The organism is Vibrio sp. 3-2(1) (genome assembly GCF_963887575.1).
Classification (GTDB): domain Bacteria; phylum Pseudomonadota; class Gammaproteobacteria; order Enterobacterales; family Vibrionaceae; genus Vibrio; species Vibrio anguillarum.
Genome location: NZ_CAWPGB010000011.1, coordinates 789,478 through 808,139, shown reverse-complemented (window position 1 = coordinate 808,139; position 18,662 = coordinate 789,478). Strand labels below are relative to the sequence as shown.

Here is an 18,662-nt window from a genome sequence, read left to right as displayed (position 1 = left end):
TACTTTACCGTCTTGAGACTATTTTAGCTTCTCTAAGTCAGCTTCAATTTCAGCGATTTTGCTCGTGACCACTTTTTCCAAATGGCGCAAGTCAGTCAATATTTTTTGCTTCAGATCGAGATCACTCATAGGAACCGGCTTAGTGATTTTATTTAGTTCATCAATCACCAAGGTTAAATTACGGTTGATCTCCGTCACCTCTTTGTATTGATGGCTGCCGCTATCGACCAATACATTTTTTACTTGTCGAGGGTATTTAAATTTCACGCTTTTAGCGAACAGCTCGCCTTTCTGCTTATGAAAGTAAATCTTCAACACATCTTTATGGGCTTCTTGACGAAGTGAATAGCGCTCAATCTGTTTAGGATCTTGAATGCCTAAACCGGTGAGGTAGGGATACATAGGCAACCTCTATTGTATTTTGTGACACATCAATGAACCATTTCAATGTAGCAGTCCATGCTCGCCCGAGATAGTTCATCGTGATATCAATGGTTCAAGTTGTGGACCAGATCGCTTTCCTTTTCCGTTTAATTTGGCGCGAGTTCAGAAACATTTTTAATCAGCATTTCACGTAACGTGCTCTCTTCTTCTTCACTCAATTTTCCGCCTTGCGAACCGGTGAGAATAAACAAGTCTTCTGCTCGTTCGCCAATGGTGGTGATTTTTGCACCATGCAGGTTAATGTTTAAGTCAGCAAATGTGGCTCCGACCGTTGCTAGCAGTCCCGGAGTATCAAGTGCGACTAATTCCATTAAGGTTCGTTTATTGCTTTTGGTGGGTAAAAAATCGACTTTAGTTTTGACTTTAAAATGTTGCAAGTTACGTGGCGTGCGGCGCAATTTCAGTTTGTTCTGCCAACCCGTTTCTAGCCCACTGAGTAGGTGTTTGATCAACGATGGGTGACACTCTTCGTCAATTGCATGGCCGTTTTGATCCAGTACCATGAAGGTATCAAGGACGTAGCCATCTTTACTCGACATGATCTGCGCATCATGAACATTGAGATTTCGACGGTCCAGTTCAGCAACCACAGTTGCAAAGAGGGCGGGTTGATCTTTAGTATAAACAAACAATTCAGTGCCGCCACGAGTGGCTTTTTTGCTCATCAGGATCAGCGGTTGGCTTGGGTCGCTATGTTTGAGTAGGTGCTCACAATGCCAAGCGATCTGCTTGTGAGTGTGACGCAAAAAGTAATCGGCTTTAAAGCGCTGCCAAAGCACTTCAATTTCACGTGCGCTGTAGCCTTCTTTACGAAGCAATGCGGATGCCATTTGTTGGTTGTGGCGAATGCGATCGCGCACATCTACCGGGTTTTCAAGCCCACGCCTAAGTGCCCGCTGTGTTGAGTGATATAGCTCTGCCAGCAAGGTGCGTTTCCAACTGTTCCAAAGCTCAGGGTTAGTAGCGCAGATGTCCGCGACAGTTAGGCAAACAAGATGTTCGAGATACTCTTCATCGCGCACTTTTTTGGCAAATTCGGTAATGACATCTGGGTCGTAAATGTCGCGTCTTTGCGCCGTTACCGACATCAAGAGGTGGTTTTGTACCAGCCAAGAGACTAATTTTGCTTCAGGTTTTGATAAACCGTGTTCAATACAAAAATCATAGGCTTCTACCGCACCGATTTCAGAGTGATCGCCGCCACGCCCTTTGGCAATGTCGTGAAAAATAGCGGCCAGAATCAGCATCTCCTTTTTCTGGAGACGTGGGTAGACTTCGCAACAGATGGGGTGTTTATCGTGATTTTGTGCGTAGCTAAAGGTATTGATGTGTTTGAGAAGACGAATGCTGTGTTCATCGACCGTATAAACATGGAATAGGTCGAACTGCATTTGTCCAACAATTTGGCTCCATTGGGGAAGATAAGCGGCGAGCACGCCTAATTTATGCATCAGGCTGAACGCACGATGTAGTGCGTTAGGGTGACGTACCAATGCCATGAATTTTTCACGCGCTTCGGGAATGGTGTGCAGGAATTTATTGAGCCGCCTTCTGGCTGTACGCAACTGGCGCATGGTTGTGGGTGCGACACTTTCGATGCTGGAATCATTGGCGATATGAATAAACATATCTAAGATCGTTTCAGGGCGAGCTTGGAAAAGCGCGGGTTTACGAGCTTCTATTAAGTTGCCACGACGTTGAAAATCATCATCTAAAATTTCTGCCACGGCTTCTTCGCCGTTATTGAGTATGGCTTGATCAAACAGACGCAGGAGCATTTTGTTGAGTTCTGCAACACGACGTAGCGTACGGTAGAACTCTTTCATCATCATCTCGACTGCGCGATTCCCTTCACCCGTAAAGCCCAGATGTTCTGCCACTTGAGCTTGATGAGCAAAAATAAGCCGATTGTCATAGCGTTTTAATTCAATGTGCAGCGCAAAGCGCACGCGCCATAAAAAGTCTTGGCACTCTACTAGCTCACGATATTCAGCATCAGTTAAAAAACCAAAACGACTCATTTCAAACAGTGATGTTGCACCAAAGTGACGTCTAGCGACCCAGCTTAAAGTATGAATGTCCCTCAAGCCTCCAGGAGTCGATTTGATATCGGGTTCAAGGTTATAAGTGGTGTCATGGTAACGAGCGTGTCGGTCGCGCTGCTCTTGAATTTTGGCGCGGTAAAAGGTTTCGCTTGGCCAAAACGATTCGGAATGAATCAACATCTTGAGTTTATAAAATGTCTCTTCGCTACCACATAATAGCCGAGCTTCTTGTAAGTTTGTTGCGACGGTTAAATCTTCACGGCCAATTTCAGCGCACTGTTGCACGGTACGCACGGCATGGCCTACTTCTAAACGCAAATCCCACAGCAGGGTAATAAATTCACTAATTTTACTGCCGAGTTCAGCGGGTAAAGTATGATTGGAGACGACCAGAATATCGATATCCGAAAGAGGATGAAGTTCACCGCGGCCATAGCCTCCGACGGCCACTAAACTGATGTCTGGAACCTGCGAAAATGAATAATGTTCCCATAACCTGTAGAGCAGTTGGTCCATATATTCAGAGCGGCCTAGTACCAGGTCGTTGACCGGATGGTGGTGCAAAAATTGATGTTTCTGATACTGAGTGAACTGTTCAAGTTGTTGTTTAAGCTCGCCGATAGTGAGTTGTGTGTCAGTAAAGGTGAGGGGAGACTGAAAAGGCATAACGGCAATCCATGCTAGTGATATGTCACAACGTAGACTGACTGTATCAAATCACTGCAGATAAAAAAATATCCCTGCAAGAGGGATATTAATTGATAAGGTTTTGGTTCGATGTAATTAGGCGTTATGCATCAGACGTGGAATGGTTTCTTCTTCACGCAGCGTCAGCACTTCACAGCCAGTGGCGGTAACCAAAATGGTGTGTTCCCACTGCGCTGAGTTTTTGCCATCGGCGGTGTAAACCGTCCAATTGTCTTCATCATCAAGGCGGCAACCAAATTTACCCGCATTAATCATTGGCTCGATAGTGAAAATCATCCCTTCACGCAGTACGGTTCTGTCGCTGTTTTTATAGTGAACCACTTGTGGTTCTTCATGAAATTGAGCGCCAATACCGTGGCCGCAATAATCTTTCACAATCGAAAATTTAAGGCGTGGGTTATTTTTATTATTGGTTTTAATGTGTTTTTCGATCGCAGTACCAATCTCACCCAATTGAACTCCGGGTTTGACCTTCTTCATGCCGATATAAAGACACTCTTGCGCAACAAGACATAGGCGCTTATCTGCTGGCGACACTTCACCGACAAAGAACATCTTTGAGGTATCACCGTGGTAGCCATCTTTAATAACCGTGATATCAATGTTCAGAATATCACCCTCTTTCAGTACCGCTGGACGCTGTAATTGCCCATACTGCGTATCTTGAGTTGCCGGAATACCGTGACAAACAATGTGATTGATAGAGGTACAGATCGATTTAGGAAAACCGTGGTAATTCAATGGTGCTGGAATAGCTTGCTGTACTTCAGTGATGTACTTGTGGCAGATCTGGTCAAGTTCTTCAGTGGTGATGCCCACTTTTACATGCGGTTCAATCATCTCAAGGACATCGGCAGCCAGTTTACCCGCGACGCGCATTTTGGCTATTTCTTCAGCAGTTTTGATTTTTACAGACATCGGCTTTCTCTATGCATTAATTCTTAAGCACTTAACTGTGCGAATGGGCGTTATTCTAGCAGTGCATGGATGAATCGCAAGGGATCCCTGTCGGTAAGTAAGAATTGTTTGCATAACTACAGCTTACCTAAGCCATGATGTGTCGTATTTTTTTCTAGCCAGAGAAGGGCTAAATATGGTATAAAGCGCGCCGGAATCGAAGTGCGTTTTCTTCTGAAATGACGAAGCCCACCTTCCTTTCTAAACACATTATCTTTAAATCACACACATTCCGACACGTGTTCCGGGGTGCTCCAACAATAAAACTATCGGCAACAACCGAATAGATGTTAGGGGTCGGATACATGGGGAATGTGGAGGCCTAACCCCATAGAGGATTTTTAAATGGCAACTGTATCAATGCGCGACATGCTAAAAGCTGGTGTTCACTTCGGTCACCAGACTCGTTACTGGAACCCAAAAATGAAGCCATTCATTTTTGGTGCTCGTAGCCGTGTTCACATCATCAACTTAGAAAAAACTGTTCCTATGTTCAACGAAGCTCTAGCTGAGCTACAAAAAGTTGGCGAGAAAAAAGGTAAAGTTCTTTTCGTTGGTACTAAACGCGCAGCATCTGAAGCTGTTAAAGAAGCGGCTATCGCAAGCAACCAATTCTACGTTAACAACCGCTGGTTGGGCGGCATGCTAACTAACTGGAAAACTGTTCGTCAGTCAATCAAGCGTCTAAAAGAGCTTGAAATTCAAGCAACAGATGGCACTTTTGATAAGCTAACTAAGAAAGAAGCTCTAATGCGTACTCGTGAAATGGAGAAGCTAGAGAAATCTCTTGGTGGTATCAAAGATATGGGCGGTCTACCTGACGCACTATTCGTTATCGATGCAGATCACGAGCACATTGCAGTTAAAGAAGCAAACAACCTAGGTATCCCAGTTTACGCTGTTGTTGATACTAACTCTAACCCAGATGGCGTTGACTACATTATCCCTGGTAACGACGACGCAATCCGTGCAATCCAGCTTTACCTAAATGCTGTTGCAGAAACGGTTAACGAAGGTCGTAACAAAGATGCAGCTGCACTTGCTGCTGCAAAAGACGGTTTCGTAGAAGCAGAATAATAGCGGCTCTGAGTCACACTTGATTATATGTGTCACACGATTGATGCATTGAACAAGTTATAGTTAGCATCAGGGGCCAAACAATCGGCCCCTGATTTTTACCACCAGAATCAACTGAGGAATCGAGAATGGCAACTGTAACTGCTGCTCTAGTAAAAGAACTGCGCGAGCGTACTGGCGCAGGTATGATGGAATGTAAAAAAGCGCTTGTAGAAGCAAACGCTGACATCGAACTAGCAATTGAAAACATGCGCAAAAGCGGCGCAGCTAAAGCAGCGAAAAAAGCAGGTAACATCGCAGCTGAAGGTACTATCCTAATTAAAGAAGCTGATGGTTTTGCAGCACTTCTAGAAGTGAACTGCCAAACTGACTTCGTAGCAAAAGATTCAAGCTTCCTAGCGTTCGCTAACGAAGTTCTAGCGGTTGCACTTGCTGAGCGTCTAGATATCGCAGCACTTCAAGCTAAATTTGAAGAAGCACGTATTGCTCTTGTTGCTAAAATTGGTGAAAACATCACTATCCGTCGCGTTCATTACATTGAAGGCGCTAAAGTAGGTTCATACCGCCATGGCGACCGTATCGGTGTTGTGGTTGCTGGTGAAGCGGATGAAGAGACCATCAAACACGTAGCAATGCACGTTGCTGCTGCAAAACCTGAGTACGTGAACCCTGAAGATGTACCAGCAGAAGTTGTGGCTAAAGAGCGTGAAATCCAAATCGAAATCGCAATGCAATCTGGCAAGCCAGCAGCAATTGCTGAGAAAATGGTTGAAGGCCGCATGACTAAGTTCACAGGTGAGGTATCACTTACTGGTCAAGCGTTCATCATGGATCCTTCTCAAACTGTTGGCGCAATGCTGAAAGCTAAAGGCGCAACCGTTACTAACTTCGTGCGTCTAGAAGTTGGTGAAGGTATTGAGAAAGCTCAAGAACTTAGCTTCGCTGAAGAAGTTGCAATGGTTCAAAAAGGTTAATCCTAGCGATTTTGCCTAAAAAGAGACCGTAGCCAAGGCTGCGGTCTTTTTACGAATGGCATATTGAGACTAATTGTGATGATTTAGAATTCAGTATTCAGTTTTAAATCATGACTGTTAATTAACAACTCTCTATTTGGAAGGTAAGCTCCATGACTACGAACCCTAAACCAGCCTATCAACGTATCCTGTTAAAACTTAGCGGTGAAGCGCTACAAGGCGAAGAAGGTTTTGGTATTGATCCTGCGGTGTTAGATCGCATGGCACAGGAAGTAAAAGAACTGGTTGAACTGGGTGTTCAAGTGGGTGTTGTCATCGGCGGCGGTAACTTATTCCGTGGCGCAGGTCTTGCTGAAGCGGGCATGAACCGTGTTGTGGGCGACCACATGGGAATGCTGGCAACCGTAATGAATGGTTTGGCAATGCGTGATGCTTTGCACCGTGCTTATGTGAATGCGCGCGTGATGTCTGCCATTCCTCTTAAAGGTGTGTGTGACGATTACAATTGGGCCGATGCTATCAGCCAACTACGTCAAGGCCGTGTTGTGATCTTCTCAGCGGGTACTGGTAACCCATTCTTCACAACTGATTCTGCTGCCTGTTTGCGCGGTATTGAAATTGAAGCGGATGTGGTTCTAAAAGCGACAAAAGTAGATGGCGTATTTAGTGCAGACCCAGTGGCAAACCCAGACGCAGAACTGTATGATAAGCTGTCTTATACAACCGTGCTTGAAAAAGAGCTAAAAGTGATGGACTTGGCCGCGTTTACGCTAGCGCGTGACCATAAAATGCCAATCCGCGTATTTAATATGAACAAACCGGGCGCACTACGTCGCGTGGTAATGGGTGAAGCGGAAGGTACACTAATTAGCACCGCTGACTAATCACTCCAAAACAAAAAAACAAGTAGGTGATATTTGTGATTAACGAAATCAAGAAAGACGCTCAAGAGCGTATGGATAAGAGCGTAGATGCCCTGAAAAACAACCTTTCTAAGGTACGTACTGGTCGCGCTCACCCAAGTTTACTCTCCGGCATTTCTGTCGATTACTATGGTGCTTCGACACCGCTGAATCAAATCGCTAACGTTGTAGCTGAAGATGCACGTACTCTCGCGATCACTGTTTTTGATAAAGAGTTGACGCCAAAAGTTGAAAAAGCGATTTTGATGTCTGATTTGGGTCTAAACCCAATGTCTGCAGGTACGGTTATTCGTGTACCACTACCACCACTGACCGAAGAACGTCGTCGTAATTTGGTGAAAATTGTTCGTGGTGAAGCCGAAGGTGGTCGCGTTGCAGTTCGCAATATTCGTCGTGATGCCAATGGCGACTTAAAAGCTCTACTGAAAGATAAAGAAATCTCTGAAGACGAAGATCATAAAGCTCAAGAAGAGATTCAAAAACTTACCGATGTAGCGATTAAGAGAATTGATGAAGTTCTTGCTGCAAAAGAAAAAGAGTTAATGGAAGTTTAATTCGCTCTTTTTAGCCTTTCTAAAACGCTGTGCTCACAGTGCAGCGTTTTTTTATGCTATTTTGCCCTATCAGTTTGGTAATCAATTAATTTCTTATGCAAAACTCATCCCTCTCATCTGATGTATTACCCCAACACATCGCAATCATTATGGACGGAAATGGCCGTTGGGCTAAAGCACAAGGTAAACCTCGTGTGTTTGGTCATAAGAATGGTGTAGCAGCGGTCCGAAGAACGATTTCTACTGCAGCGAAATTGGGTATTAAAGCCGTTACTTTGTTTGCCTTTAGCAGTGAAAATTGGCGGCGTCCGGAAGCTGAAGTGGGCGTGTTGATGGAGTTATTTATTACTGTGCTATCCACAGAAGTAAAAAAGCTGCATAAGAACAATCTGCGTCTTAGAGTCATTGGTGATAAAACACGTTTTAGCTCACGCTTACAAACAAAAATCGCTCAGGCAGAAGAGTTAACCTCATCAAACAGTGGCATGGTCGTTAATATCGCCGCAAACTATGGCGGAAAATGGGATATCACAGAAGCAATGCGCTCTATCGCGGTCAAAGTGGCGAGCGGTGAGCTTTCTCCTGATCAGATTGACGAGACGCTGATTACACAGTCGCTAACGATGTCTGATATTCCTGAAGTGGATTTGCTCATTCGTACCAGCGGTGAATGTCGTATTAGTAATTTTATGTTGTGGCAATTGGCCTATGCAGAGATGTACTTTACGCCGATTTACTGGCCCGAGTTTGGTGAAGAAAGTTTAATTGAAGCAGTGACTTGGTTTGTTAACCGTGAACGCCGTTTTGGCTGCACAGGGGAACAGGTTAAGGCATTGATGGAACAGAAATAAAGGATCCATTAGTTTGAAGCAACGAATTATCACGGCGCTCATATTAGCTCCACTGGTGATGCTGGGCATTTTTGAACTGCCACTCCCCCTATTTATGGCCGTTTTGGCCCTTGTGGCGCTCGTCGGTGTATGGGAATGGACGCAGTTTATCGATTCGACATCTAGGTATCTGGCGCTGTTACCCGCCATTATCATTGGTGGAGCAAGTTACCTACTGATTTCCCCTGATGCCGTTAGCCTAGCCAACATGAACTCGAATCACTATGTGATATTAAGTATTGGGGTAGCTTGGTGGCTGTTTTCTAGTTTTTTAGCCATTACCTATCCTAAATCCCGCCCCTGGTGGGAAAAATCCAATCTACTTAGGCACCTTTTTGGTGTGCTTACGCTACTTCCTTTTTTCTGGAGCGTCCTTTTTTTACGCGCAGAAGCCTTTTTGAGTGAGCCATACCACGGTGCTAAGTTGGTGCTATTTGTCTGCTTAATTGTTTGGGCTGCAGACAGTGGCGCTTATTTTGCGGGCAAAAGTTTTGGTAAGCACAAAATGGCACCAGCAGTCAGTCCAAATAAAACCATTGAAGGGTTGATTGGTGGCATTATTACGGCATTGATTGTGGCGTGGTTTACTGCTGATTGGTTTGATATCCGGTTTACAAACACGCTGTCGATGGTCGGTATTACATTAGCGACTGTGATTATCTCTGTGCTCGGTGATCTGGTCGAAAGTATGTTTAAGCGCGTTTCAGGAATTAAAGACAGCAGTAATATTATTCCTGGGCATGGCGGCGTTTTGGATCGTATCGATAGCCTGACGGCTGCATTTCCTGTTTTTGCTCTACTGTATTTCATTTTCTAATGCTTGGGTTAAGCTGTCTTACCCCAATCTTAATTCACGGTTGTTGCTATGCGTAAGTTAACGATTCTCGGGGCCACAGGTTCAATTGGGGCAAGCACATTAAAAGTCGTGGCTCAAAATCCCGAACACTTTTCCGTTGTGGCTTTAGCCGCGGGAAATAATGTCAATAAAATGCGTGAGCTATGCCAGCGTTGGCAGCCAGTTTATGCGGTAATGGCAAACCAAAAGGCGGCGGATGAGCTTTTAGCTCAATTGCAGTCATTGAACTTAAAAACAACCGTATTATTTGGTGAAGACGCCATGTGCCACGTCGCCGCATTAGATGAGGTGGATACGGTGATGGCGGCGATTGTTGGTGCAGCAGGTTTGTTACCAACCATGGCCGCGGTAAAGGCGGGCAAGCGTGTTTTGTTGGCAAACAAAGAAGCCTTGGTGATGTCTGGCCAGTTGTTTATTGATGCGGTCGAAAAACACGGTGCGGAATTGCTCCCTGTCGATAGCGAACATAACGCGATTTTTCAATGCTTACCCCCTGAAATTCAAGGCTCTTTGGGTCGCTGTGATTTACAAGAACATGGTGTGCAACATATTCTGCTCACGGGCTCTGGCGGCCCTTTTCGCTACAGTGATTTATCCACGTTAGCAGATGTTTCACCACAGCAAGCGATTGCTCATCCTAACTGGTCGATGGGGCCGAAAATTTCGGTTGATTCCGCCACTATGATGAACAAAGGTTTGGAATATATTGAAGCTAAGTGGCTGTTTAATGCATCGAAACAGCAATTAAAAGTGTTAATCCACCCACAATCGGTGATCCACTCTATGGTGCAGTACCGCGATGGTTCGGTGCTTGCGCAAATGGGGGAACCCGATATGTCCACGCCAATTGCTTTAACTCTCTCTTATCCAGAACGCATTACTGCGGGGGTTCCGGCACTGGATTTTACCAAATTAAGTAATTTGAGTTTTATGGATGTGGACTACGAGCGTTATCCTTGTTTGGGATTGGCGATTGATGCTTGCTATCAAGGGCAACATGCCACCACCTCTTTAAATGCAGCCAACGAAATAGCCGTTGAAGCTTTTTTAAATAAGCAAATTCGTTTTACCGATATCGCACAAGTTAATGAACGTGTATTGTCAAAAGTGTGTGCAGCACATACTCAGTTACATTGCTATGACTTGGAAAGCTTGTTAGAGCTCGATAGAATGGCGCGCACTATTGCCCAGCAAATCATACAAGAGCATTTATTATGAGTGGTATTTTGTGGAATTTCGTCTCTTTCATCATTGCGTTAGGTATATTGGTTGCTGTGCATGAATTTGGTCATTTTTGGGTAGCACGTCGCTGTGGAATTAAAGTCGAAAAATTTTCCATTGGCTTTGGTAAATCACTTTGGAGCCGAGTAGCCAAAGATGGCACCGAGTACAACCTCTCAATGATTCCTCTCGGCGGCTACGTTAAAATGCTCGATAGCCGTGTTGATGATGTTCCAGCTGAATTAAAACCCTTAGCTTTTGACCAAAAACCATTGTGGAAACGTGTCGCTGTCGTGAGTGCTGGGCCTGCTTTTAACTTTTTCTTCGCCATTTTTGCCTATTGGCTCGTGTTCTTAATTGGCGTCCCAGCGGTAAAACCTGTGATTGGCGAAATTGCTCCGCAATCGATCGCCGCTCAAGCGGGTTTAGAGCCAGGAATGCAGATCAAAGCAGTCTCAGGAGTGAATACCTTAGATTGGGAATCGGTCAATATGGGGCTGATTAGCCATATTGGTGATGAACAATTAACGCTCACCGTCGGAACCAATAATGAAATTGGTGTGGATGAAATCAAAACATTAGATATCCGTTCTTGGAACTTTAACCCAGAAACAGAGTCTGCTATGGGAGCGTTGGGTTTTAAACCATTTGTCCCTGAAATATCGCTGACGCTAACCAATGTTTCTCAAGGCAGCGCCGGAGAGAAGGCCGGGTTAGAAGTTGGGGACACCTTGATCGAAGCCAACGGTGCGAAGATAAACCATTGGCAGCAAGTTGTGGAGTTGATACAAAGCCATCCCAATCAGCCAGTTTCATTGGTTGTTGTGCGTGATGAACAACGCTTGACTATCGAGCTTACGCCTGACGTTCGTGAGTTACCGCAAGGCAAAACGATAGGTTTTGCGGGAATCGCTCCTAAAGTCGCAGAATGGCCGGAAAGTTATCGATTTGAGCTGCAATATGGTGTATTTGAATCAGTCGGAAAAGCGGTTGAAAAAACACAGCAAGTGATCAACCTAACCGTCAGTATGTTGAAAAAACTGGTGGTCGGTGATGTGGGGTTGAATAATCTGAGTGGGCCAATTTCGATTGCCAAAGGAGCTGGAACTACCGCTGACTATGGTTTGGTCTATTTCTTGGGTTTTCTGGCTCTGATTAGTGTCAACTTAGGCATTATCAATCTAGTACCACTGCCAATGTTAGATGGCGGACACTTACTGTTTTTTGCAATTGAAGCCGTTATTCGTCGTCCTGTCCCAGAGAAGATTCAAGAAATGGGATACCGAATTGGTGGGGCGATCATCTTTTCTTTGATGGCTGTGGCAATATTTAATGATTTTAGTCGCCTGTGATTTGTAACCATTAGGCAGAAGTTGTAGCAAGGAATAACAAGAATAAATATGGCAATGAAACAGATCCTTTTCGCGACACTATTGGCAACCAGCCTCTCAGCACATAGTGCCGAGAATTTCGTAGTGCAGGATATTCAAATTGAAGGGCTTCAACGCGTTGCGCTCGGCGCCGCATTGCTTAAAATGCCCGTTCGAATTGGCGATACCGTTGATGCACAAGATGTCGCGGATATTATCAAAGCACTTTACACTTCGGGCAACTTTGAAGACATCAAAGTATTACGAGACAACAACGTTCTGATCGTTCAGGTTAAAGAACGTCCAACCATTGCAAGTGTTTCCTTCTCTGGAAATAAAGCGATCAAAGAAGAGCAGTTGCAGCAGAATCTTGATGCATCCAATATACGCATCGGTGAGGCGCTTGATCGTACGACCTTGAGCAACATTGAAAAGGGGTTGGAAGATTTTTACTACAGCGTGGGTAAGTACAACGCGACCGTAAAAGCGGTGGTGACACCTTTACCTCGCAACCGTGCTGACCTTAAATTTGTGTTCAGTGAAGGGGTTTCTGCGAAAATCCAGCAAATCAACTTTATTGGCAATGAAGTGTTTAGTGACCAAGATTTACTGTCACGCTTCAATTTGAATGTCGATGTGGCGTGGTGGAATTTCCTCTCTGATGATAAATACCAAAAGCAGGTCTTAGCCGCTGATATTGAAGCTTTGCGCTCTTTCTACCTCGACCGTGGCTACTTAAAGTTTCAAGTCGATTCCACGCAAGTTGCTATTTCTCCTGATAAAAAAGGCGTTTATATCACTTTAGGCATTAGCGAAGGTCAGCCTTATAAAATCAAAGACGTTAAATTCCGCGGAGAGCTGATTGGCAAAGAGGCTGAATTTACCGCTTTGATCCCGTTTGAAGCCGAGGAAACCTATAACGGCTCACTGGTGACCAAGCTTGAAGAAGATGTAAAACGAGTATTGGGTGAAGCTGGCTATGCTTATCCTCAAGTTCGAACCATCCCAGAATTTAATGATGAAACGCAAGAAGTTTCCTTGGTTGTTCATGTGGAAGCGGGTAAGCGTATCTATGTCCGTGATATTCGCTTTGTCGGTAATAACTCAACCAAAGATGAAGTTTTGCGCCGCGAAATGCGTCAAATGGAAGGCAGTTGGCTGAGCTCTAAAGCGATTGATACAGGTAAGAGCCGTTTGAACCGTCTTGGCTTCTTTGAAACAGTGGATGTGCAAACCGTACGTGTACCTGGTAGTGAAGACCAAGTCGATCTGGTGTACAACGTGAAAGAGGCCAACTCAGGTAGTGTTAACTTTGGTGTCGGTTATGGTACAGAATCAGGCGTGAGTTTTCAGGTTGGTTTACAACAAGACAACTTCATTGGTTCAGGTAATCGAGTTGGCATCAATGCCATGATGAACGACTATCAAAAGAACATCAGTTTAGATTACCGTGATCCCTACTGGAACCTTGATGGTGTCAGTTTGGGTGGTAAGATTTTCTATAACCAATTTGAGGCTTCTGAAGCTGGTATTGTTGATTATACCAATGAAAGCTACGGCACAAGTTTAACGTGGGGTTTCCCATTTGACGAATTAAACCGTTTTGACCTCGGTATCGGTTACACGCACAACAAGATCGGTAATATCGATGAGTATGTGCAAGTTAGTCAATTCTTACAGTCTCAAGCGAGTAATCGTAGCGATGATGGCAGTTTGATCACCAATGACTTTGACGTCAACATTTCATGGACGCGCAATAATTTAAACCGAACCATTTTCCCAACGGCGGGGAATCACCAACGCGCTTTCTACAAGATGACCGTGCCGGGTTCAGACGTAAAGTATTTCAAAGCGCAGTACGATGTTCGCCAGTATTTCCCATTAACCAAAAAACATGAGTTTTCACTCTTGCTAAGAGGACGCTTAGGGTATGGTAATGGTTACGGGAAAACGGATGGTAACGATAACTTGTTCCCATTCTATGAAAACTATTATGCAGGTGGCTTTACCACTTTGCGTGGTTTTGGATCTAACTCGGCTGGACCGAAAGCGATTTATAACGATGCGACAGGATGTAATGGCAATAATGGTGGCAACAACCGCTGCTATAGCGCAACAGATGACTCTGTCGGTGGTAACGCGGTCGCGCTAGCCAGTGTAGAACTGATTGTACCGACGCCATTTGCCTCTGATGAAACTCGTAGCCAAATTCGCACCAGCATCTTCTTCGATATGGCCAGCGTTTGGGATACAGAGTTCGATTACAAAGATGGGAAACTCGGTTATGGTGATCAGTATTATTACGATTACTCAGATCCAATGAATTACCGTTCCTCTTATGGTGCGGCACTACAGTGGATGTCACCTATGGGGCCATTGGTATTTTCAATTGCCAAACCTATTAAAATTTATGAAGGTGATAATGAAGAATTCTTCACTTTCACGATCGGCAGAACATTCTAATTAGAGGAAAGTATTTTGAAAAAAGCGATTCAAGCGGCAGGATTGGGCCTAGTTGTACTTAGTTCATCATTTTTTGCGCAAGCTGCTGAGGCGGCGCAGAAAGTAGGTTACATTAATACCGCGCAAGTATTCCAAGCATTACCTCAACGAGAAGTTGTGCTGCAAAAATTACAAGAAGAGTTTAAAGATAAAGGGGCAGAGCTACAGTCAATTCAAGCTGAAGCAAAAACCAAAATTGAAAAACTTAAACGTGATGGCGAACTGCTAGGTCAAGATGAAGTTGAGAAGCTGCGTATTGAAATTGGTCAATTAGACAGCAAGTATAAAATCAAAGCGCAAGCGTTAGAGCAAGCCTCAGCGCGTCGTGAAAGTGAAGAGAAGCAAAAACTCTTCATGGTGATTCAAGACGCTGTGAAGAAAGTTGCGGAAAAAGAAGGTTATGACATCGTTGTTGACGTGCAAGCTATGCAATATGGTAAGCCGGACTACAACCTATCAGAGAAAGTAATTAAACAACTAAAATAATCTTATTATGGCAAAACTGACTTTAGCCGAATTGGCAACCATCACCGGGGGAGAGCTGTTTGGTGATGGCTCTGCGACAGTTTCCGCTGTCGCACCTATGGATAAGGCGCAGGAAGGTTATGTAACTTTCCTCTCTAATCCCAAATATAACAAACACCTTGGTCAATGCCGCGCAACGGTGATTATGGTCAAGGCTAGTGAACGTGAATTGTGTACAACCAATGTATTGGTCGTCGCTGACCCATACGTTGCTTTTGCAAAGGTGGCGCAAGCGCTGGACACGACACCGCGACCTGCGAGTGATATCAGCCCCACGGCTGTTATAGCACAGGATGCCCTGCTGGGGCAGAACGTTTCTATTGGTGCAAACGCGGTCATTGAGACGGGCGTGCAACTGGGCGATAACGTCTCCATTGGTGCCGGCTGTTTCATCGGTAAAAACGCCAAAATTGGCGCTAACACCCAGTTGTGGGCAAATGTCAGCGTTTACCACGAAGTGGAAATTGGCTCGGCGTGCCTTATTCAGTCAGGTGCCGTGATTGGTTCTGATGGTTTTGGCTATGCCAATGAGAAGGGTGAGTGGATTAAAATTCCGCAAATTGGCACAGTCCGGATCGGTAATCGAGTTGAAATCGGTGCCTGCACGACAATTGATCGCGGCGCATTAGATGACACGATTATTGAAGATAACGTCATTCTCGATAACCAATTACAGATTGCACATAACGTCTGTATTGGCTATGGCACTGCAATTGCTGGCGGTACCATCATTGCTGGCAGCACCCACATAGGCAAATATTGCATTATTGGTGGCGGTGCGGTGATCAATGGCCATATCGAGATTGTTGATGGGGTCACCATTACTGGCATGGGAATGGTGATGCGTAGCATCACCGAGAAAGGCATGTTCTCTTCTGGTATTCCGTTGCAACCGAACAAAGAATGGCGTAAAACTGCCGCTCGCGTTCACCGTATCGAAGATATGCACAAGCGACTTAAAGCACTTGAAAAGTACTTAGAGCAGGAAGCGGAATCCTAATTCTACTTTTTCCCGATTAGGCTCGCCAATTGCGAGTCTTTTTCGTCTATAATGCCGAATAATTTTTGAAAGTTTTACTGTATAGGAATATGACTTTGACGACTGAAACGAAAACGATGCACATCACTGAAATTCAGAGGCTGCTTCCTCACCGTTACCCATTTCTGTTGATTGACCGTGTAATTGACTTTGAAGAAGGCAAATACCTTGTTGGCTTGAAAAATGTGTCAGTTAATGAACCTCAGTTCACTGGTCATTTTCCGCAGTTACCTATTTTTCCAGGTGTACTGATTTTAGAAGCAATGGCACAAGCAACGGGCCTACTAGCATTCAAAACCTTTGGTGCACCGAAAGATAACGAATTGTATTACTTTGCTAGTATTGATAATGCGAAGTTTCGTAAACCTGTAGGTCCTGGCGACCAACTGATCATCGAAGTGCAGTTCATTAAAGAGCGTCGTGGTATTGCGTTGTTTAATGGCGTAGCGAAAGTTGATGGTGAGGTTGTGTGTTCAGCTGAAATGAAATGTGCTCGTAGAGAGTTTTAATATGATTCATGAAACTGCACAAATCCACCCAAGTGCGGTGGTTGAAGATGGCGCTATCATCGGAGCTAACGTCACTGTTGGTCCATTTACTTACATCACTTCTGGGGTAAGCATTGGCCAAGGTACGGAAGTGATGTCACATGTGGTCATCAAAGGAAACACCGTCATTGGTGAAGATAACCGTATTTTCCCTCACGCCGTCATTGGCGAAGAGAACCAAGATAAGAAGTATGGTGGTGAAGATACACGAGTCGTCATTGGTGATCGCAATGTTATTCGTGAAGCGGTGCAAATTCACCGTGGTACTATGCAAGATAAAACACAAACAGTTGTTGGCAACGACAACCTATTGTGTGTGAATGCCCATATTGCACACGATGTGATTGTTGGTAATCATACGCACATTGGTAACAACGCAATTCTTGGCGGCCATGTGACGGTCGGTGACTATGCCGGTGTTATGGCGTTGTCGGCGATTCATCCTTTCTGTAGCGTTGGTGCTTATGCCTATATCGGTGGTTGTTCTGCTGTTGTGCAAGATGTCCCTGCTTACGTGTTAGCACAAGGTAACCATGCTTCACCATTTGGCCTTAACCTTGTTGGTTTGAAGCGAAATGGTTTTGAAAAAGCCGAAATTCGCGCGCTACAAAAAGCGTATAAAGAGATTTACCGATCAGGTAAAACGCAAGCAGAGGTCTTACCTATATTGGTTGAGATGGCGAAAGAGTACCCATCGATTCAGCGTTTTACTGATTTACTAGAAAAAACTGAGCGTGGCATTATTCGTTAGTTCGCCACTGAATTTTGATTAATATCCGAAGATCGCTACTTGTTTAGCGATCTTTTGTCTTTTTGACGCCGCATAACGGCTGAGCGGATTCTGTTAGGAAACGATATGCACTCACATGAAAATCCCCTAAGAATCGGTATTGTTGCCGGAGAGCTTTCTGGCGATACATTAGGAGAAGGCTTCATTCAAGCCATCAAGCAGCAATACCCCAATGCACAATTTGTCGGTATTGGTGGCCCTAAGATGATTGCTCAAGGTTGTGAATCTTTATTTGATATGGAAGAGCTAGCCGTGATGGGGCTGGTTGAGGTGCTTGGCCGCTTACCGCGTTTACTGAAAGTTAAAGCGCAGTTGGTGAAGTATTTTAAAGCCAATCCGCCGGATGTGTTTGTTGGTATTGATGCACCAGATTTTAATTTACGACTAGAGCTTGATCTCAAAAAAGCGGGTATTAAAACCGTCCACTATGTGAGCCCATCTGTATGGGCATGGCGTCCCAAACGTATTTTTAAAATCGATGCGGCGACCGATTTAGTGTTGGCATTTCTTCCGTTTGAAAAAGCGTTTTACGACAAGTATCAGGTTGCGTGCGAATTTGTCGGCCATACACTGGCCGATGCCATTCCACTGCAACCCGATAAAATCGCCGCTCGTGAATTGTTGAAATTAGAGACAGATAAACAGTGGCTGGCTGTGCTACCCGGTAGCCGAGGGGGAGAAGTCGGTTTAATTGCCAAGCCATTTATTGAAACATGTAGACAAATCAAACAGAAATACCCTGATATTGGTTTTGTGGTAGCAGCCGTCAATCCCAAACGTAAACAGCAGTTTGAAACCATTTGGCAGGAGATCGCCCCAGAGCTCGATTTTGCTATTATTGAAGACACCGCGCGCAATGTCATCACGGCCGCAGATGCTGTGCTACTTGCCTCTGGCACAGTCGCACTGGAATGCATGTTGCTCAAACGGCCGATGGTGGTGGGATACAAAGTGAACTGGCTCACCGGATGGTTGGTTCAGAAGCTTGCGATAACCGAATTTGTTTCACTGCCCAATATTTTAGCCGGAGAAGAACTGGTTCCTGAGTTCATTCTTGATGAATGCGACCCGCAACATCTGTTTCCTGCGGTCGATAGCATGCTCAGCCGTGATAATTCCTCTTTAATTGAACGTTTTACTGAAATGCATCACTGGATCCGCAAAGGCGCCGATCAACAAGCCGCCAAAGCGGTTTTAAGCTTGATTAACCGTTAACGATTAAAAAGAGCGATTGAAAAA

Annotated in this window: 17 protein-coding genes; 14 read left to right on the top strand and 3 right to left on the bottom strand. The window is 44.8% G+C overall.

Annotation, left to right across the window (positions count from 1 at the left end; all coding sequences use genetic code 11):
- Positions 1-18: 18 nt before the first annotated feature.
- From AACQ79_RS06380 to map, 3 genes are all read right to left on the bottom strand, one after another.
- Complete coding sequence (locus tag AACQ79_RS06380; RefSeq protein ID WP_026027637.1) at positions 19-402, bottom strand: DUF3461 family protein; 384 nt, start codon at positions 400-402, stop codon at positions 19-21.
- 128 nt (positions 403-530) lie between these two features.
- Positions 531-3,155 (bottom strand): bifunctional uridylyltransferase/uridylyl-removing protein GlnD, encoded by a 2,625-nt coding sequence (gene glnD, locus AACQ79_RS06375; RefSeq protein WP_170898791.1) that lies wholly within the window; start codon positions 3,153-3,155, stop codon positions 531-533.
- Between the two features lie 117 nt (positions 3,156-3,272).
- Positions 3,273-4,115, bottom strand: coding sequence for a type I methionyl aminopeptidase (gene map / locus AACQ79_RS06370; RefSeq protein ID WP_081245045.1), 843 nt, complete (start codon positions 4,113-4,115; stop codon positions 3,273-3,275).
- Between the two features lie 384 nt (positions 4,116-4,499).
- On the opposite strand from map, the gene rpsB reads away from it, so the two are divergent.
- The 14 genes from rpsB to lpxB all read left to right on the top strand — a co-directional run bounded on the left by rpsB (position 4,500) and on the right by lpxB (position 18,638).
- Entirely contained in the window at positions 4,500-5,231 is a 732-nt protein-coding gene (gene rpsB, locus AACQ79_RS06365; protein WP_013856204.1) for a 30S ribosomal protein S2, read from the top strand.
- 128 nt (positions 5,232-5,359) lie between these two features.
- Complete coding sequence (gene tsf / locus AACQ79_RS06360) at positions 5,360-6,205, top strand: translation elongation factor Ts (protein WP_013856205.1); 846 nt, start codon at positions 5,360-5,362, stop codon at positions 6,203-6,205.
- 152 nt (positions 6,206-6,357) lie between these two features.
- On the top strand, positions 6,358-7,089 hold the full coding sequence (gene pyrH / locus AACQ79_RS06355) for a UMP kinase (protein WP_010320123.1): 732 nt from the start codon (positions 6,358-6,360) through the stop codon (positions 7,087-7,089).
- A 35-nt stretch (positions 7,090-7,124) separates the two neighbouring features.
- Positions 7,125-7,682, top strand: a complete 558-nt coding sequence (gene frr / locus AACQ79_RS06350; RefSeq protein ID WP_010320122.1) for a ribosome recycling factor — start codon at positions 7,125-7,127, stop codon at positions 7,680-7,682.
- Between the two features lie 95 nt (positions 7,683-7,777).
- Positions 7,778-8,533, top strand: a complete 756-nt coding sequence (locus AACQ79_RS06345; RefSeq protein WP_013856207.1) for an isoprenyl transferase — start codon at positions 7,778-7,780, stop codon at positions 8,531-8,533.
- 13 nt (positions 8,534-8,546) lie between these two features.
- A complete protein-coding gene (locus tag AACQ79_RS06340; RefSeq protein ID WP_170898789.1) occupies positions 8,547-9,389 on the top strand; it encodes a phosphatidate cytidylyltransferase in 843 nt (280 codons plus the stop codon).
- Positions 9,390-9,437: 48 nt separating this feature from the next.
- The gene (gene ispC, locus AACQ79_RS06335) at positions 9,438-10,646 is read left to right on the top strand and encodes a 1-deoxy-D-xylulose-5-phosphate reductoisomerase (RefSeq protein WP_019282312.1); all 1,209 of its coding nucleotides are present in this window, start codon (positions 9,438-9,440) and stop codon (positions 10,644-10,646) included.
- Positions 10,643-12,001 carry a sigma E protease regulator RseP gene (rseP, locus tag AACQ79_RS06330; RefSeq protein ID WP_094163815.1) on the top strand — a complete coding sequence of 453 codons (1,359 nt, stop codon included), beginning with the start codon at positions 10,643-10,645 and terminating at the stop codon, positions 11,999-12,001. Before ispC ends, rseP begins: the two co-directional genes overlap by 4 nt.
- A 48-nt stretch (positions 12,002-12,049) precedes the next feature.
- Positions 12,050-14,482, top strand: coding sequence for an outer membrane protein assembly factor BamA (gene bamA / locus AACQ79_RS06325; protein ID WP_017046601.1), 2,433 nt, complete (start codon positions 12,050-12,052; stop codon positions 14,480-14,482).
- A 15-nt stretch (positions 14,483-14,497) separates the two neighbouring features.
- Positions 14,498-15,007: an OmpH family outer membrane protein gene (locus AACQ79_RS06320; protein ID WP_170898787.1), complete on the top strand. Its 510-nt coding sequence runs from the start codon at positions 14,498-14,500 to the stop codon at positions 15,005-15,007.
- Between the two features lie 7 nt (positions 15,008-15,014).
- The gene (lpxD, locus tag AACQ79_RS06315) at positions 15,015-16,046 is read left to right on the top strand and encodes a UDP-3-O-(3-hydroxymyristoyl)glucosamine N-acyltransferase (protein ID WP_170898785.1); all 1,032 of its coding nucleotides are present in this window, start codon (positions 15,015-15,017) and stop codon (positions 16,044-16,046) included.
- Positions 16,047-16,162: 116 nt separating this feature from the next.
- Complete coding sequence (gene fabZ, locus AACQ79_RS06310) at positions 16,163-16,594, top strand: 3-hydroxyacyl-ACP dehydratase FabZ (protein WP_026027636.1); 432 nt, start codon at positions 16,163-16,165, stop codon at positions 16,592-16,594.
- A 1-nt stretch (position 16,595) separates the two neighbouring features.
- Entirely contained in the window at positions 16,596-17,384 is a 789-nt protein-coding gene (gene lpxA, locus AACQ79_RS06305) for an acyl-ACP--UDP-N-acetylglucosamine O-acyltransferase (protein WP_064625809.1), read from the top strand.
- Between the two features lie 105 nt (positions 17,385-17,489).
- Positions 17,490-18,638 carry a lipid-A-disaccharide synthase gene (lpxB, locus tag AACQ79_RS06300; RefSeq protein ID WP_170898782.1) on the top strand — a complete coding sequence of 383 codons (1,149 nt, stop codon included), beginning with the start codon at positions 17,490-17,492 and terminating at the stop codon, positions 18,636-18,638.
- Positions 18,639-18,662: the final 24 nt, after the last annotated feature.

Coding starts and splice junctions, on each gene's coding strand:
- fabZ (WP_026027636.1), top strand. CDS start 16,163: ATGCACATCACTGAAATTCAGAGGCTGCTTCCTCACCGTTACCCATTT.
- rseP (WP_094163815.1), top strand. CDS start 10,643: ATGAGTGGTATTTTGTGGAATTTCGTCTCTTTCATCATTGCGTTAGGT.
- AACQ79_RS06380 (WP_026027637.1), bottom strand. CDS start 402: ATGTATCCCTACCTCACCGGTTTAGGCATTCAAGATCCTAAACAGATT.
- AACQ79_RS06345 (WP_013856207.1), top strand. CDS start 7,778: ATGCAAAACTCATCCCTCTCATCTGATGTATTACCCCAACACATCGCA.
- lpxD (WP_170898785.1), top strand. CDS start 15,015: ATGGCAAAACTGACTTTAGCCGAATTGGCAACCATCACCGGGGGAGAG.
- pyrH (WP_010320123.1), top strand. CDS start 6,358: ATGACTACGAACCCTAAACCAGCCTATCAACGTATCCTGTTAAAACTT.
- lpxA (WP_064625809.1), top strand. CDS start 16,596: ATGATTCATGAAACTGCACAAATCCACCCAAGTGCGGTGGTTGAAGAT.
- rpsB (WP_013856204.1), top strand. CDS start 4,500: ATGGCAACTGTATCAATGCGCGACATGCTAAAAGCTGGTGTTCACTTC.
- tsf (WP_013856205.1), top strand. CDS start 5,360: ATGGCAACTGTAACTGCTGCTCTAGTAAAAGAACTGCGCGAGCGTACT.
- glnD (WP_170898791.1), bottom strand. CDS start 3,155: ATGCCTTTTCAGTCTCCCCTCACCTTTACTGACACACAACTCACTATC.
- bamA (WP_017046601.1), top strand. CDS start 12,050: ATGGCAATGAAACAGATCCTTTTCGCGACACTATTGGCAACCAGCCTC.
- map (WP_081245045.1), bottom strand. CDS start 4,115: ATGTCTGTAAAAATCAAAACTGCTGAAGAAATAGCCAAAATGCGCGTC.
- ispC (WP_019282312.1), top strand. CDS start 9,438: ATGCGTAAGTTAACGATTCTCGGGGCCACAGGTTCAATTGGGGCAAGC.
- lpxB (WP_170898782.1), top strand. CDS start 17,490: ATGCACTCACATGAAAATCCCCTAAGAATCGGTATTGTTGCCGGAGAG.